The following is a 16,261-nucleotide window of genomic DNA, read 5'->3' as shown; positions in this document are numbered from 1 at the left end:
CATTGTAACCTCTTATCATGAGGTTTAAATAAAAAAGGTGCCATAGGCACCTTTTTTTAATAATAATCAAAGAGGGTTTAAATAACACCACTCGGGAGCCTGGGAAGTGAAAACTGAACTTGGGCTATTGTGGCCTGGGTTCCATCGCTAAAATGCAATGTTGTTCTCATCATGTTGTCTTCACGGGTAATTGTAAGACCAAACGCAGGCCCAACAGAACTCCATGTAACCGCCCCACATCCTCCGGGTACTCCAGTTATAAAGTTGAAACATACATAGTCATCCATCCATGTATCGAGATTATATGAATAATCAAATTGATAGCTGGATGCACGGTCAACTGGAGGTATAGAAATACCCTCATAAACGGTCCATGCTTGGGGTGAATTGGAGGGAAAAGATGGTATCCAACTCATCCAGACAGTGATACTGTCAATGGTTCGCTCATCACCAGAATCAAATAAAGCCTGAACGTTTATATCTCTATATACCGTGCTTGTAGAATCATCATTAGGACCAGGCAGCCTAAATAACCGGCCACCGTCTGCAAAACCGGTAGAGTATACCGTATTTCCACCGCCATCTATAGCAGTGGCTGTCCACCCAGTTGCCGTTACGCTTGGCGGATCAGCTTCTACCGTATCAAAGAGGTTTTCATCATCGCACGAGAATAGTAGCAAACTTGCGATAGTTAAACTTAGAATTAAATATATCTTTTTCATTTTATTTGATTTTAAAGGTCCCAAAATACTGTTTGAGTCAGATCAGTAAGCGGATCAATGTTCTCATTTGCAGTAACTTCTACCGGTGGAATAGGGAATATATTTGGATATGGGCCGTTCTGAACAACGGGAAGATTAAACCCATTGGGATACCCAGTTCTCCTAGAATCATTATATGATTCGATTCCATTTCCAAACATTGCTACATACTTTTCATTCATAATGACAGCCAACCTTTCCTCATCAGTAGTTGCGGCATCATATGAAGCAAGAGCATTGCTAACATATGTTGTAACATCTCCTGCGTTCATTGGTATACCGGCAAATGATGAAACTTCAGACATAGAGGAGTTAATAGCCTGATCCAATAGATCTCTTGGATCACCAGGCGTTCCAAGCATTAGTGCTGCTTCTGCCTCAATAAACAGTCTATTTGTATAAGTTAACATCGGAAAAATCCCTGCACCTTGTAATCCAAGATTTTGATTGTGAATCTGGAAACTAGCATCATCATATGCTCCGCCAACTGGATAGATTCCATGTATTGCCCTTACATTATCATCGCCAGGCGAACTTCCTTCACCACCGTTCACACCTGTCAGCGCTGAGCCAGAATTCTGACGATAGAAGTAGTACGGTATTCTTGGGTCGTTACTCGCATTCAGTCGAGATATGAAGAAGGAAGACAGATTGTTTTCCAAGCTACCAGAGGCCCAATCTGCCTGAAAGTTTGGATGTCTTCCCTCGGGGGCATTGGAAGTAGAAAATTGAAAAGTAAAATTGTCAGCACTGCTTCCAATCAATTCTCCTTCATTTATTAAATCTGTAATGGCTGTAGTTGAAGCTCCTGGGCTAACCAGCCTTATCTGATTATGTAGCCTAAGCTTCAATGTATTAGCCATCCTGATCCACTGATTTATATCCCCTCCATATATGAGGTCACTTGAACCCAATGCAGTATTTGAGGTTTCATTAAGATCTGCTATACCATCATCGATCATTGTGATCAGTTCAGGGTAGATATCCTCACCTAAATCCACTCTTGGATTGAAGTTTGAACCAATTGCCTCACTGAATGGGACATCTCCATGCAAATCAACCAGAACACTATATATATAAGCTTTCTGGATTTTTGCGATTCCACTATAATGGAAGTCTCCGCTTTCTTCAGCTTGTTGAATTATAACTTCAAAATCAGCCAGAGCACCTGAATAAAGCTGCGACCAATCGTTGTTATATGAAGAGCCATCAAACCCCCAATTATCAAACCTGCCATTTATATAGTGCTGAACTACAGTCGCACATGCCCTCTCTACCATATCTGATAGAGCAAGTACGTAACTGGCTTGTGCAGCAGGGAGAAGTTGAATCGTTGATGCTGCGGATGCAAAATTTGGATCCTTGTTTATATCCAAATAATCATTACAAGAACTAATGAGCAGGCCGAAAAACATTAGTCCTGTCATTAATTTTATTTTTATGAATTTTATTGTTTTCATGATAGTGTCATTTAAAAAGTAAGTTTCAAACTAGCACCATATCTTCTGGCATTTGGAACGTAAGCAAACTCCATCCCCTGACCATTTCCAGATCCTCTACCATTTGTCTCTGGATCATAACCATCTGGCATGTTGGGGGCGTTGAACCATAGGTTTCTACCTACGAGTGTTATGCTAGCTGAACCAATGAATATGTTTGACAAAAGAGACTTGGGAAGGTCGTAGCTAATACTTATCTCTCTTAACCTAATAACTGTCGCATCATAAACATTGAACTCTGCCGGAGCATTGGAGCTTGTTCTCCAGAAGTAATCATTCGCATCAATTTGGAATGAGTTAGGAATCAGGTTTCCTTCTCCATCTGTTAATGGTGTGCCAGGATTGCTAGTACTACCATAAACTCCCGGGAGAAGGAAAGCTTGTTGGCGTACATCACCAACTGCGGTTTCCTCCAAGACACCTCGCCCTCTCATTGATGTCAGTGTTCCAGCATATAAGTCTCCTCCTTGTTTCCAGTCTATCAAGAACGATAGAGTGATTCCTTTGAAGCTAAATGTGTTGGAAAGGCCAGCTATAAAGTCAGGATTCGGATCGCCGATAATGGTCGTATTGTCAGGATTCGTTATCCAATACCCAGTGTTGGGATTAATTAAATAATTGCCCAATGAATCTCTAGCTACAGTAGAACCCTGGATCACACCATAAGGTTGCCCCGGTACAGCAAATGTCCCTATTGTCGTAAAGTTAGAGCCCGGCCCAGGGACTGCCAACCTTGTCAATCCATCAGTTAGTTCAACTACCTCATTTTTAATTTTGGTAAAAGTTCCGTAGATATCCCATTGAAATCCATTTGAAAGTTTGACAGGAGTGGCATTCAAGCCAATCTCAAGTCCCTTGTTGGAAACTTCTCCCGCATTAAGCACCTGAGAGGAAAACCCAAAGGAAGGTGCACGCGACACAGAGAAAATCTGATCAGTGGTTGATCTGTCAAAATATGTAATATCGAGTCCCAATCTATTTTGCAAAAACTGCAACTCTGTACCAACCTCAATCTCAGTAGTGAATTCAGGTGTCAATTGTGTATTGCCAAGCGCATTTGATAATGTGAGGCCCGGTGTTCCACTAAATGGGAAAGTCAGTGCTCCCAAAGATGTACCGTAGTTTGGATTTACATATAGCCTTTCCTGAGTACTATACACAGGGGCATCATTTCCAACTTTTCCGTAGGCAAATCTTAATTTACCATAATTAAGAATATTACTTTCCATATTCAATGCTTCTGTAAATACTAAACCAAGCGTTGCTGCAGGGTAGAAAAAGCTATTGTTATTAGATGGAAGAGTAGAAGACCAATCATTTCTCCCAACAAGACCAAGGAACAAATAGTCACGATATGACAGGGATATATCAGCATATACTCCCATCAGTCGCCTTTTTGAGTAAGTACCACCATTCGGTACTACATTTTGTGTATTGTCCAAATCATCAATTCCAAAAACAGTAATGCCTGTTCCACTAAAGCTCTGTCTGTCTGTTTCTCTCTGATTTATGTTGTGTCCGATCAGTGCTCTGAGATTTATATCAGAGTTGAGATCTTTTGAATAGGTTATAACCAAATCTGTATTAATAGATTTAAAGAATATGTCATCTACAGTGATGTTTCCTGATGGAGCAAACTGAGATGAGGCGGCAAATACTTGTTTGTTATTCTGGGTATATGAATCAAATCCCATCCGATAACTAACATTTATATTATCGGTAATATCATAACCTAAATTCACAGTAGTAAAAACCCTGTTTACTCTTGAGGTAAATGGATTTTCAAAAGATGAAAAAAGTGGATGATCTTCGCCAGTTCTATAGTGATTGTCCTGATTATTTTCATCAATATATGGATATTCATATGGATCATAAGATCTTGGAATAAACCATAGCTGGGTAGAAAAGCCAGAACTTACCACACCGCCCCCACCTGTGGGAGGGCCCTGCTGATCTGTTGAGATATATGAAAGTGTTCCCCCTACATAAAGGCCGTTATTCAGTTTAGTGTTTGCGCCGAGTTTTATATTTGTTCTGTCTAACTCAGAGTTTGGAATAAAACCATCTGTATTGAGATTACTTAGCGTAAGAGCAAAATTGGAGGTTCCGTCACCTCCTCTTAGCGAAAGGGAGTTTTCAATATTTATCCCTGTTTCGAAGAAGTCCTCCACATTGTTTGGAAAAATCTGCAAGGGTTCTGCGTTTCCCTGCCAATCCAAAATAGTACCAGTTGCATTTGCGGGATCGTTTGAGATATCGTTTGGACTTGCTCCCCAGCTCCCGAAAAATGCATTACTGTAAACTCCAGATCCTCCACCAGTTGTACCTCCCTGACCAAATTTGTTTTGCAGCTTAGGTATCCCAGCTACTTCTTCAAGAGTCACGGATGACTGAAAAGAAACCTCAAGACCAGATTTACTTATACCTTTTCCTGATTTGGTAGTTATCAGTATCACACCATTGGCAGCTCTGGATCCATACAATGCGGAGGCTGCTGCACCTTTTAGTACAGATATAGATGCCACATCATTGTGATCGATATCGAGAGCTCTGCTTGAGTATGGCGCACCTGATACGAGCGTGTTTTGCGTTCTAGGGCTAGAGTTATCAAATGGTACACCATCAACTACAAAAAGCGGCTGATTATCACCCAAAAGTGAAGAACTACCCCTAATAGTAATATTCGTGGACGCACCCGGAGCACCATTGGAGCCCTGGATATTAACACCCGGAATTTTGGCTGTTAAGCTCCTGATTATATCGCCTTCAGCTTTTTGCTGTACATTTTCAGAAGACAGATTTGTCGTAGCGTAACCAAGGGCTTTCTTTTCGCGCTCTATCCCGACTGCCGTCACGATGACCTCCTGAAGTTCAGTAGCTCCACCCATGGAAATATCCACAACAGATCTGTTGCCAACATTTACTTCCTGGGTTTCGAAACCAACAAAAGAGAATACCAGTATGGCCCCATCCTCTACTTCCAGACGATAATTTCCGTCAATATCGGTTGTTGTTCCTGTAGTGGTGCCTTTAATCACCACATTCACTCCGGGAAGACCCTCACCAACATCGTCGGTGATCTTTCCGGATACCGTTCTCTGGGCATGGACCTGAGCCACTGCCAAGAGACACACAATCAATGAAAAGAAAAACTTTTTCATAAGCATGATTTGTTTGTTAAAAAATGATTTTAAACCTGTAAGAGTAGCTTTGAAAAAGTCTTTTTAATTGTAAAAAAGAAACCCCCGAATCATAGGGGATTCGGGGGTTTGAGGGGTTTTTAATGCTATTTTACAATTCCCTGAAAGATTCGTCAGTTGAAGAAATCAAAGAAGCTTCTACGTTTTTCCAGCTTCAAATCCTGAAGTACAGCCGATTTTACCCGGATAGATAGGAAGTATGACTGATAGGTACCAAACGGCACCCAGTCGAAGTTCATTGTCCAGCAATGCAAATCCCTGGAAACGCCTAAACGTGTGGTTGTAAACTGATTTGCTTCAAAATCATATCCGGAGTTAAAGGTAATTTGGGTTTTGTCTGTCAATCCAAGGGAGCCGCTAAACTGAAAACTTTGGGTAATGGAAGGATCTTCAAAGCCTCGCTTAGTCCGATTGATGGAATACTGCATCCTTAAAGACCATGGCACGTCAAAATCCACATACATCTCCGGGTTGTTTTGAATATGCTCTATTTGCTGGCGTTCCATGTCGGAGTAGCCATCAAAGCCAACCTGTTCGTCCGGTGGAAGCACTCCCTGATCCAGGCCTCCAAGTTGGTTATTCTGGTTAGCGGTGTTTTGGCTGTTTGATCCTTTGGGGGCCAGATTAAAACTGATGGATGTATTCATATTTGAAAGCTGGCCGATTCCATTGCCGTTGTTCCAGGCATATCTGTCAAGCCTCCTTTGCCTTACGGATCTTACCCCTTGAGGATTGACACTTTCTGAAATTAGCAAATACTCATAGGGATCGATAGAACCTGTGAAGTTTAGCGAGATTTTTCCGTCAAGCAAACTGGTTCTGGCATTGATATTAATGTTGCTAAGCTTGAAAGAGTCTGCGGCAAGATTATATCCTGAACTTATCCCCAGGTTTTCAAACAACTTCACTTTCTTGAAACCATTGACCGTATCTTTCTTACTTGCCACTTTCATTTCAATGTTGTTGGAAAGGGAGAAACCCAAAGTCTTACTTTCCCCACCTGAGGGAGAGCCATAAGCAAAGCCTTCATATCTGCTCACACGCCGCGTGTTGCCCTCGGCATCAACCCTTAAATCTTGATAAACGCCATATTTCGGATCCGAAAAATCCGGGTTGTAGCTAAAAGAAACACTAGGAGTCATTACATGCCTGATGGCCTGTATTTTGCCCTTTTTAAAAAATGCTGTTCCATAAACCCGTGTGTTCAGGGAAGCACCAGTGGACCAACTGCCTGCCCTGCTAAACCCATCTACGGTATCAATCCTGATCCCATTTTCAGCTTGTATATATTCATATTGAAGTTCCTTTGTGTACCACAGCTCCTCATAGTTGAAGGTAGGGTTTATGGTGAAATACTTGAGCACACTCATGGATGTAGAGATCGGGATGGTGTGCTTGCCCCCAAGCTGCGACCGGTCAAATATCTCCCCCAAGTTTTCATTGTTGAATGTGATGACAGAATCTGAACGGGCAGATTTGTTTAACACATTGATATTGCTAAAAGTAGAACTCGAGACTCTATTGTTAGACAGATCGTTTTTTGCTACGAAATTGTGGCTAAAGTTGAGCTTTGAAAGCGGTGATTTATTGGAGCTGACAACCCCCTTGAATGGATATAACCTATTCATATTGATCGTAAGGTCAGGCAGGGTTAAGTTTACTATGCCAGTATTCAGGTTTTGACTGTGCCTCAGGTTGGTGGACATATTGAAGGGTGTGCCAGCAAAGATTTTTCGATAGCTAATACTGGATGCCAGCTGCGAATTGATACTTCGATTGAAGTCCTGAACAACCAAATTGTTGTTCCTATTGTAGCTGGATGTGGCGGCATTTACCGAGGCGGAAAAAGAGGAGTTTCCCCGCGATTCCGGTGAATGATTCCACCGCAAACTGTAGTCTTTGGTTTGAAGCGGGTTTTCTATTTCATCCGACACAGAGTTGACATAGGAAAAGTTAAATGTTCCTCTAAAAGCGTATCTTTTGTAGTAGTTTGAAACTGCATTTACTGCATTGCCACCTTTGGAGTAAATATCCCCGGTCAGCCTCAAATCCACATAGTCGCTGATCGCAAAATAATACCCGCCATTTCTAAGGAAAAAACCCCTTCTTCGCTCTTCACCGTAGGATGGTACGATGATCCCGGACGATTTCTCCTTGGGTTGGGGAAACATCCCAAACGGAAAAAACAGGGGAGTGGGCACATCCCTGAATTTCATGTTGAAAGGACCGGATATTACCTTATTGTTGGGTATTGCTTTGATTTTGGTAGACTCAATTGAAAAGTGAGGATCTTCTAGATTGCATGTGGTGTACTTGGCACCTCTGATGAAAAGCTCATCTTTCGCATTTTTCTTCACATCTTCTCCGTGCATAAATCCACCATCCTGCTCCGTTATCACTCCTTTTATCTGTGCACGCTCTGTTTTAAAATTATAAATGATATCGTCAGTCACATAGGTGTCTGGCCCTTCTGTAAATACAGGTTTACCGATCTTTTTTCCGGTGGAGTCGGTGATATACCTTGCCTTTAGGGTTCGGTTGTTCCAGTCTACATCCGTACGCTCGGCATCCAGCGCAATATTCCCATAATCAATATGTGTATCGCCGTAAAGGAACAATTCACGGCTTTTTACATTGAAAAAAAGTGAGTCCTTGGCATTATAGTTTATGGTGGTTTCTACATCACTTCTTTTTTGTGTAGATGATTGAGCGGTGGAATCCATGGCGGCAGAATCAGCCGGAATCAGGCTGTCCCCGATCATTTCGGCCTCCTGGAGATCAGCGGCCAATGAATCCAACTCCTGTGCTGAGGCAGTAATCCAAAGAAAAAAACAGAAAAGTATAATGAGACACCTCAATCCAACGCGCTTTTTTGAAAATGAATGATGACCAAACTATCTTTGAGATGTTTATTTTTTGGCATAATTGGCAGATTTTTTGCAAATGAAAGCATTTGAAAACTGCAGCTTTTGCCGGATTTTCTAACTTTTGCGTAAAAATATTTCATTTTAGACAATAAAGGGCGTGAGAAACTTAGTACTACCCATCGGACTGACTTTATTTTTAGTTCTTGCATCATTTCAGCCGGTTGGAAAAAGGAATTTTGCTGTTACCAAAATCGTCATTGATGCCGGTCATGGTGGTAAAGATCCGGGGACATTGGGCTCCTACACCAAGGAAAAGGATGTTGCACTTAAAGTGGCCTTGATGGTGGGCGAGTATGTGGAAAAGAACGTGCCAGGCGTGAAAATCATCTACACCAGAAAGGATGATACCTTCGTAGACCTTGACAAGCGTGCGGAAATGGCCAATAAGCATGAAGCAGATTTGTTTGTTTCCATCCATGCAAACTCCCTACCAAAGACCACACCACTTTCCAGAAAGGAAGCAATAAAAGGCTCTGAGGTTTATGTGATGGGCTCTCAAAATACCGAGAGGGCACTTGAGGTGGCCAAAAGGGAAAACTCAGTAATCTTGCTGGAAGAGGATTATGAGAAAAAATACGATTTCGATCCTCAATCAGAGGAATCTTACATCCTTTATAATTTGACCCAATCGGCCTTTCAGGATAATAGCCTCCTGCTTGCGAGCCTCATTGATGACCAGTTGACCACCAGAGCGGGCCGCAAAAGCTATGGGGTAAAGCAATCCAGTCTTTACTTAATGTGGAGCACAGCTATGCCTAGTGTGTTGGTAGAAATTGGCTACCTTTCCAATCCATTGGAGGAAAAGGAACTTAATAATTCCGAAGTGCAGTCTTATATTGCCTCCGGAATTTATCGTGCCATCAAAGAATACAAGGAAGCATTTGATGCTCAGAACTAAAATTTAAGAACTGTGTCAAAGGAATTTAAGATTGGTTTAATCACAATTATCTCCGGAGCTCTTTTATACTATGGGTTCAATTTTTTGAGGGGCTCAGACCTCTTCTCTCCTTCCAGTAGGTATTATGCAACCTATACCAACGTCTCCGGACTTAATGTGTCCAATCCCGTGTATTTCAATGGGCTGCCTGTTGGCAGGGTTAGCGGCTTTAAACTCGTTCAGGAGAAGGGATACATCGTCGTGTCTTTCGATATTGATGAAGGGTTGATGATCAGTAAGGATGCCTCTGCGACTCTAGCGAATGACGGGCTTTTTGGAGGAAAAGCGATCGTATTGGATGTGGGTAAATCTGCTGAAAGGGCTCAGCCTGGCGATACATTGGCCTCTGAGATGGATGGCGATATGCTTTCTCAATTTGAGCCGGTGGCGGATAACCTGAACACCACGATCACCAAGCTAAACGAGTTGCTTGATGAACTGAACAGTACAGACATAAAAGGAACAGTTGATACGCTGAAATACGCCATCGGAACCATCACCCATAAGGTCAATAACCTAAAGGTGGAAAAGGTGTTGACTTCTACAGACTCACTTATCAACAGTGTGAAGGATAGGAGTGAGCAATTGGAGGGTCTAATTTCAAGTTCTAAAATGCTAATGGACTCGCTAAATGAAGTGCCTCTGTCCGAAACGTTGGCAAAAGTAAACGAATCACTTGATCATGTAAATCAACTCTTGCTGGCTGTACAATCCGATGAGGGAACCGTAGGCAAGCTTCTCAATAATGACTCTGTATACAACAATCTGAATCAGCTACTGGTTGATATGGACGAGCTTATCATTCATTTCAACAATTACCCAAAAGATTTTTTAGGACCATTGGGTAGAAAGAACAAGAAGCTAAAAGGGATTTCTCAGGAAGGTGAGTAGCGAAAATTTGATGGACATTCAATTCAATAAAAATGAAGATGCCAACAAGCAGTTGGTATACAAACTAAACGAACGCCTGAAAAAAGTGAAGCTTGGAGGTGGGGAGAGCAAAATTGAATCCCATCACAAAAAAGGTAAACTCACGGCCAGGGAGCGAATAGAATACCTGCTGGATGATCCAAACGATTTTCTGGAAGTAGGGGCCTTTGCCGCCGATGGGATGTACAAAGAAGTAGGTGGTTGCCCTTCCGCCGGAGTGGTCACAGGTATTGGAAAAGTATCTGGTCGGCAGTGCATGATTGTAGCAAATGATGCGACTGTGAAGGCAGGAGCGTGGTTCCCCATGACCGCCAAGAAAAACCTTCGGGCTCAGGAAATCTCGATGGAAAATAATTTACCAATCATCTACCTGGTGGATAGTGCCGGAGTTTTCCTTCCCATGCAGGATGAGATTTTCCCGGATAAAGAGCACTTTGGTCGGCAGTTTCGAAACAATGCTGTGATGTCTTCCAAAGGGATCATCCAAATTGCTGCAATCATGGGAAGCTGTGTGGCCGGAGGTGCCTATTTACCTATCATGGCGGATGAGGCTTTGATTGTGGATGGGACAGGGTCGGTATTTCTTGCAGGCAGCTATCTGGTCAAATCTGCCATCGGAGAGGATATCGATAATGAGACACTGGGAGGAGCCACGACACACTGCGAGATATCGGGTGTGACAGACAACAAATTTCCTGACGACAAAGCAGCACTTGATGCTATCAGGAAGATTTTTGATAAAGTAGGTGAGCCTGAAACAGCCGGATTCAACAGGGCGGAAAGCAAAGTCCCGAAAAGGAAGCTGGAAGATATTTATGGTGAATTCCCTGCCAGCAGGGGCATTCAATATGACGTGGTGGAAGTGATCAAGTGCCTGGTGGATGATTCAGAATTTGACCAATACAAAGAGCTCTACGGAAAATCCATAGTATGCGGATATGGACGCATCGATGGCTGGAGCGTGGGAATCGTGGCAAACCAGCGCAAGGTGGTAAAAACCAAAAAAGGAGAGATGCAGATGGGAGGAGTGATCTACTCCGATTCTGCAGACAAGGCCGCACGCTTCATCATGAACTGCAATCAGCGGAAGATTCCATTAGTTTTTTTGCACGATGTAAATGGATTCATGGTGGGGTCCAGGTCCGAACATGGTGGCATTATCAAAGACGGAGCAAAAATGGTGAATGCTGTCTCCAACTCAGTAGTTCCAAAATTCAGCATAGTGATGGGCAGCTCGTATGGGGCAGGCAACTACGCCATGTGCGGAAAAGCCTATGATCCGCGATTGATCTATGCCTGGCCAACGGCTGAGATTGCTGTAATGAGTGGTGGATCAGCGGCGAAAACATTACTGCAAATTGAGATTGCGTCAGCAAAGGCAAAAGGACAGGAACTGACCGATGAGGAACAAAAAGCTCAGCTAAAGAAAATAGAGGATTCTTATAATGAAAAGCTGAGCCCATACTACGCTGCTTCCAGGTTGTGGGTAGACGGGATCATTGACCCAAAGGAGACCAGAAGTGTGATTTCCAGAGGAATTGAAATGGCGAATCATGCACCAATTGAAGAGCGCATGAACGTGGGTGTCATCCAAACGTAGCTAGGTTTTGAATGTAGAATGAAGGAATGACTGAATCAGATTTTAAGATGGAAGTAACAGAGATATTGTCAGTTTTATCGAGAGCTAGAAAGAATACGAGACCTTAATAATTCATAATTCAAAAAATCATTCATTCAAAAGTTGTTCAAAGAATCTGAAATAAAAGCCCTGGTAGTCCTGCTGGACGATGAAGATCATGAGGTGGTTTCTCATGTAGAACAGAAAATTATGTCTATAGGCACCAGTGTCATCCCATTGCTGGAGCAGGAGTGGGAGAGCACCTTCAATCCGATCATACAGGGAAAAATCGAAGATTTGGTTCATGAACTTCAGTTTGAGCTTCTGAAAGAGCGCTTTCTTGAGTGGAAAGATAATCATGAAGACAATCTTCTGGAGGGACTGTGGATTGTGGCCACCTATCTCTATCCGGATTTGGAAAAGGACGAATTGAGTAGGCAGCTTGACCAACTCTATCATGAACTGTGGCGGCACATGGAAGATAAAATGACACCATACGATCGGATTAAGGTGTTTAATGAAGTCTTCTTCAACAAATTTAAGTTCAGGGCAAACACGAAAAACTTTCACTCCCCTGCCAATTCAATGATTAATTCGGTGCTGGAGACCAAAAAAGGGAATCCGATTTCTTTGTGTGCGGTGTATTTGCTGCTGGCGCAAAAGATGGATTTGCCCATTTTCGGGGTGAATCTTCCGAATCTGTTCATTCTCACCTATCAAGTGGGGGAGGAATCGTTTTACATCAATGTATTCAATCGTGGGTTGGTCTTTACCAGGGAAGATATTGATAACTACCTCGAAAGCCTCCAGCTAGAAAAAAAGGACATTTTCTACGATCCCTGTACAAATCTCGACATCATCCTCAGAGCACTCAGAAACCTGATTGTGTCCTTCGAAAAACTGGGCGACTACCACAAAGCAGACGAAATGAAGATGATCCTGCAGAAGATGGACGATCAGTATTTTAGTTTATGAAAAAGGTAAAAAAAGTAGTAAGCGACCCAGCAGACGATTGGATTATGCCTCTTGGATTTGGTGGCATCATGTTAATTTCTGTTGGAGTATTTCTAGCTTACGTTGTTGCTAGAGACGAAAGCGGAAATGAAAGTGTTGCACTTTTCATTGTTGGAAACCTAATGATCTTAATGACCCTGATAATTGGTTTTGTCTATGTTAGAGGAGCTCCAGAAGTGATGGTGAATGAAAGAGAGGTTGTCTTGAGGCGTTTTTTCTGGACTAGGAAAATTCCTAAAAAACATATTGAATTGATCCATGATGATCAAAAATCTTATTTCAGATTTCTTATCTACTGGTCATATACAGAGTCAACAATAATCGAATTAAAAACGGGAGAGAAGATCATCATGTATGATTTTCTCTATGATGGATTTGGAAGAGTAAAAAAAGCTTTAAAAGCTCTTGTGAATGAGGAATGGGTGATAGACAGTCCGAAGCAAAAGATAAAAGCAGTCAATAGGCATGAAATTCTATTAGAAAAATTTTCTTCATTGAAAGGAAGAATTATTTCTTTCAACATTGCTTTTTTAATTGGAATGAATTTATTCATGATATCAAAGTCATTTATTGATAAAGTTGATCTGACAATAGATCGAGTGTTTATCCTTATTGCTTTGAATGCATTTTTCTTTTGGCTGTTTGGTAGTTGGAGTTTTTATGTTTCTTATAGTGATGACTTCCTCCTAATTAAGAATCGATTGTGGTTTTGGTACAGGAAATACTACCGAGTAAAAGACATTGATAAAATCATTCATCAAAGCGGAATACATCGAGAGCCTGCTTCAATAATGTTTAAGTTGAAAAATGGAATAACCACCTCTCGTTTTCCTATGGACACTTATCGAAATAGAGATTGGGAAAGATTGTACTCAATTATAGATGAATTAGGTATTCCGAGGAGAGATTAATCAAACCCCAAATGCCAGCAAATAATCCTTCACCCATTCATAATAAATTTGATGGGTGCCTTCATGACCTTTTTTAAGTATTTCCCCTTTTATGATTTCGTCAGATTCAAATGATACCCTGATTTCATGCTTTAAACTCAAAAATTTTCTACCGAAGATTTTATAGATCACCTCTTTGGCACACCAGATCGCGCAGAGCTTTTTCAAATCATCCTTATACGCCATCTCAGAGGGGTGCAGGTACTTCATCTTCACATGCTCATGCTTTGCCCTTGGGCGTTCCATGTCTATGCCACAGGGTCTCTCCAGATGAATCATGGCGGCAGCAATTGGGAAAGAATGCGATATGGAAATATGCGCATCGCTATCGATCAGAAAGGGCTTGCCCGTTTCATATTTGCGAATTCCCTGGTACCCAATGCCAAACTTTTCACAGAGAGACTTTACGAGTATTCTGCCTACGATCCACTCTGCCTGACGCACAGGATTTAGGTCGGCCGGGAATGGTTCGGGAGAAAGGTAAGGCAGCTCCAGAAAGGTTTCCTGAATATTCCAGACGGCATATGCGGAATGGTCATCAATCTGCTTATCGAGTAGCAAAGGCATACGGCAATTGTAATACTTTTGCATACCAAATGAGCACGATTGAAGTAAAAAAACTCCACACCTTTCTGGGACACAATGACAGCATCTACACGCTTGTAGCGTTGGATGATGACCGCTTTGTGTCTGCCGGCGGAGATGGGATGATAGTGATGTGGGATTTGAAATCTCCTGATGAAGGCGAGGTGATTGTCAAGGTGAAGGGGTCTGTGTATTCGCTCGCCTATGATGCGCAGGAGGGATTTTTGTACGTGGGACAAAACAATCAGGGAGTACATAAGATTGATCTGAGGGCGAAGAAGGAGGTTAAATCCATTCAATTGGGGCAGCACCAGATTTTTGCCGTGAAACTTGTGAACGGCCAGCTCTGGGCCGGACTTTCCAATGGTGAAATCGTGATCCTCTCCAAGGAACTCACCGTGGAAAACCGAAAGCAATTTACCCATCAGCGGGTACGAAGTTTTGATGCATTTGGAGAGCATGTAGCTGTTGGTTTTAGCGATAATATTACCCGTATCATTGATAGGACCAGTCTTGATGTCATTTCAGAATTGAAGGGCCATAAAAATTCTGTTTTTGCGTCCAGGTATCATCCCTCCGGTAAGTACCTCGTTTCCGGTGGCAGAGATGCACAGTTGAAGATTTGGGACACTCAGGCTGATTTTATTCTGAGGGAAAGCATCGCCGCTCACCTCTACACAATAAATGATATTGTGTTCCGGGAAGATGGCCGCTATTTTGTAACAGCCAGCATGGATAAATCGATCAAGCTTTGGGATGCCCACAATTTTCGACTTCTGAAAGTCCTGGACAAACACAGGCACGCCGGGCACGGAAATAGCGTTAATAAGTTGCTTTGGATGAATTATCGAGACTTGTTAGTAACTTGTAGCGATGATCGTTCGATCTCCGTTTGGGAAATTAAATTTGCAGAATGAAGATAACACCGCTGGAAATTCGTCAGAAAGACTTTGAGAAGAAGCTGAGAGGATACGATAAAGATGAAGTCAATGCTTTCTTACAGTCGCTATCCAATGAGTGGGAACGAATGCTGGAAGAGAACAAGGAACTGAACCTGAGATTGAAGCAGGCAGAGAAGGAAGTGTCCAAGCTTCGAGAGGTGGAAAGCTCTCTGTATAAAACCCTGAAAACTGCCGAAGATACAGGCGCCAATGTGATCGATCAGGCCAATAAGGCGGCTGAACTCCATATGAAGGAGACCAAGATGAATGCGGAGGCCCTCCTAAGCGAATCCAAGAACAAGGCGCGGGCAATGATTGAGAAGGCCGAAATGGAGGCACGGCAGATTATCGAGGAGCTTCAGGATGCAGTGAAGAGTATAGAGCAAAATCACCGTGAAATTGAAAATCATAGACAGATTGCTATCCAGGAGCTCAAAAATCTTTCGGTCACATTGATTGAAAAGGTTGAAAGAAACACTCAGGGCAACAAAGAATTTCGATTTGATGACTATGTGAAGCGCGTTAAACAATTGGCACGCGAAAGCGAGGAGCGAATTAAGTCAGAAAGGACAGAAGTCTACGCCGAAACGAAAAAATTGGAAACCCCACCGGTAGAAAAGGAAGAGCCGAAAGCGGAGGTCCCAGAGCCTGTGGCGCAAGAGCCAACCCGAACAGAGCCCCCCAAGACGGAAGAGCTGAAAGAGCGAATGGTACAAAAGGCTGAAGAAAGGGAGGTGGTAAGGAGAGAAGAGCAGGAGATTAAGCCAACAGAGACTCCAAAGGCAGAAGAGAGTAATCCCGCCAAAGAGGAGGAGTTGGATGAAGAGCCTCAGGAAGAAAGAAGGGGTCCGCGCATTTCCAAAACCGTTTCGTTTTTCGACGAATTAGATACCGACTAA

General features: G+C 42.6%; 12 protein-coding genes. 7 read left to right on the top strand and 5 right to left on the bottom strand.

Annotation, left to right across the window (positions count from 1 at the left end):
* Positions 1–77: 77 nt before the first annotated feature.
* From RLN88_RS13805 to RLN88_RS13790, 4 genes are all read right to left on the bottom strand, one after another.
* Entirely contained in the window at positions 78–722 is a 645-nt protein-coding gene (locus RLN88_RS13805; protein WP_350222000.1) for a hypothetical protein, read from the bottom strand.
* An 11-nt stretch (positions 723–733) separates the two neighbouring features.
* A complete protein-coding gene (locus RLN88_RS13800) occupies positions 734–2,221 on the bottom strand; it encodes a SusD/RagB family nutrient-binding outer membrane lipoprotein (RefSeq protein ID WP_350221999.1) in 1,488 nt (495 codons plus the stop codon).
* 11 nt (positions 2,222–2,232) lie between these two features.
* Complete coding sequence (locus tag RLN88_RS13795; RefSeq protein ID WP_350221998.1) at positions 2,233–5,421, bottom strand: SusC/RagA family TonB-linked outer membrane protein; 3,189 nt, start codon at positions 5,419–5,421, stop codon at positions 2,233–2,235.
* A 152-nt stretch (positions 5,422–5,573) separates the two neighbouring features.
* The gene (locus tag RLN88_RS13790) at positions 5,574–8,318 is read right to left on the bottom strand and encodes a putative LPS assembly protein LptD (RefSeq protein ID WP_350221997.1); all 2,745 of its coding nucleotides are present in this window, start codon (positions 8,316–8,318) and stop codon (positions 5,574–5,576) included.
* Positions 8,319–8,484: 166 nt separating this feature from the next.
* Between RLN88_RS13790 and RLN88_RS13785 the strand changes: the two genes are divergently transcribed.
* The 5 genes from RLN88_RS13785 (at position 8,485) to RLN88_RS13765 (ending at position 13,797) form a co-directional block, all read left to right on the top strand.
* Complete coding sequence (locus RLN88_RS13785) at positions 8,485–9,285, top strand: N-acetylmuramoyl-L-alanine amidase family protein (RefSeq protein ID WP_350221996.1); 801 nt, start codon at positions 8,485–8,487, stop codon at positions 9,283–9,285.
* 12 nt (positions 9,286–9,297) lie between these two features.
* Complete coding sequence (locus RLN88_RS13780) at positions 9,298–10,215, top strand: MlaD family protein (protein WP_350221995.1); 918 nt, start codon at positions 9,298–9,300, stop codon at positions 10,213–10,215.
* Positions 10,216–10,225: 10 nt separating this feature from the next.
* Positions 10,226–11,854, top strand: coding sequence for an acyl-CoA carboxylase subunit beta (locus RLN88_RS13775; RefSeq protein WP_350221994.1), 1,629 nt, complete (start codon positions 10,226–10,228; stop codon positions 11,852–11,854).
* A gap of 141 nt (positions 11,855–11,995) precedes the next feature.
* Entirely contained in the window at positions 11,996–12,847 is an 852-nt protein-coding gene (locus RLN88_RS13770) for a transglutaminase-like domain-containing protein (protein WP_350221993.1), read from the top strand.
* The gene (locus RLN88_RS13765; protein WP_350221992.1) at positions 12,844–13,797 is read left to right on the top strand and encodes a hypothetical protein; all 954 of its coding nucleotides are present in this window, start codon (positions 12,844–12,846) and stop codon (positions 13,795–13,797) included. Before RLN88_RS13770 ends, RLN88_RS13765 begins: the two co-directional genes overlap by 4 nt.
* On the opposite strand, the gene RLN88_RS13760 is transcribed toward RLN88_RS13765, so the two are convergent.
* Positions 13,798–14,403: a 4'-phosphopantetheinyl transferase family protein gene (locus tag RLN88_RS13760; protein ID WP_350221991.1), complete on the bottom strand. Its 606-nt coding sequence runs from the start codon at positions 14,401–14,403 to the stop codon at positions 13,798–13,800.
* Positions 14,404–14,432: 29 nt separating this feature from the next.
* Here RLN88_RS13760 and RLN88_RS13755 point away from each other — a divergent pair, with 29 nt between their 5' ends.
* A complete protein-coding gene (locus RLN88_RS13755) occupies positions 14,433–15,338 on the top strand; it encodes a WD40 repeat domain-containing protein (protein WP_350221990.1) in 906 nt (301 codons plus the stop codon).
* Positions 15,335–16,261 carry a DivIVA domain-containing protein gene (locus RLN88_RS13750; RefSeq protein WP_350221989.1) on the top strand — a complete coding sequence of 309 codons (927 nt, stop codon included), beginning with the start codon at positions 15,335–15,337 and terminating at the stop codon, positions 16,259–16,261. Before RLN88_RS13755 ends, RLN88_RS13750 begins: the two co-directional genes overlap by 4 nt.

It is taken from the genome of Ekhidna sp. (assembly GCF_040223195.1).
Classification (GTDB): Bacteria; Bacteroidota; Bacteroidia; order Cytophagales; family Cyclobacteriaceae; genus Ekhidna.
The sequence above is the reverse complement of the archived record's forward strand: the minus strand, read 5'-3'. Positions and strand labels throughout refer to the sequence as shown.

What these genes read in the sequence shown, in the direction of transcription:
- RLN88_RS13775 (WP_350221994.1), top strand. Translation starts at nt 10,226, where the DNA reads ATGGACATTCAATTCAATAAAAATGAAGATGCCAACAAGCAGTTGGTA.
- RLN88_RS13800 (WP_350221999.1), bottom strand. Translation starts at nt 2,221, where the DNA reads ATGAAAACAATAAAATTCATAAAAATAAAATTAATGACAGGACTAATG.
- RLN88_RS13750 (WP_350221989.1), top strand. Translation starts at nt 15,335, where the DNA reads ATGAAGATAACACCGCTGGAAATTCGTCAGAAAGACTTTGAGAAGAAG.
- RLN88_RS13765 (WP_350221992.1), top strand. Translation starts at nt 12,844, where the DNA reads ATGAAAAAGGTAAAAAAAGTAGTAAGCGACCCAGCAGACGATTGGATT.
- RLN88_RS13805 (WP_350222000.1), bottom strand. Translation starts at nt 722, where the DNA reads ATGAAAAAGATATATTTAATTCTAAGTTTAACTATCGCAAGTTTGCTA.
- RLN88_RS13795 (WP_350221998.1), bottom strand. Translation starts at nt 5,421, where the DNA reads ATGAAAAAGTTTTTCTTTTCATTGATTGTGTGTCTCTTGGCAGTGGCT.
- RLN88_RS13760 (WP_350221991.1), bottom strand. Translation starts at nt 14,403, where the DNA reads ATGCCTTTGCTACTCGATAAGCAGATTGATGACCATTCCGCATATGCC.
- RLN88_RS13755 (WP_350221990.1), top strand. Translation starts at nt 14,433, where the DNA reads ATGAGCACGATTGAAGTAAAAAAACTCCACACCTTTCTGGGACACAAT.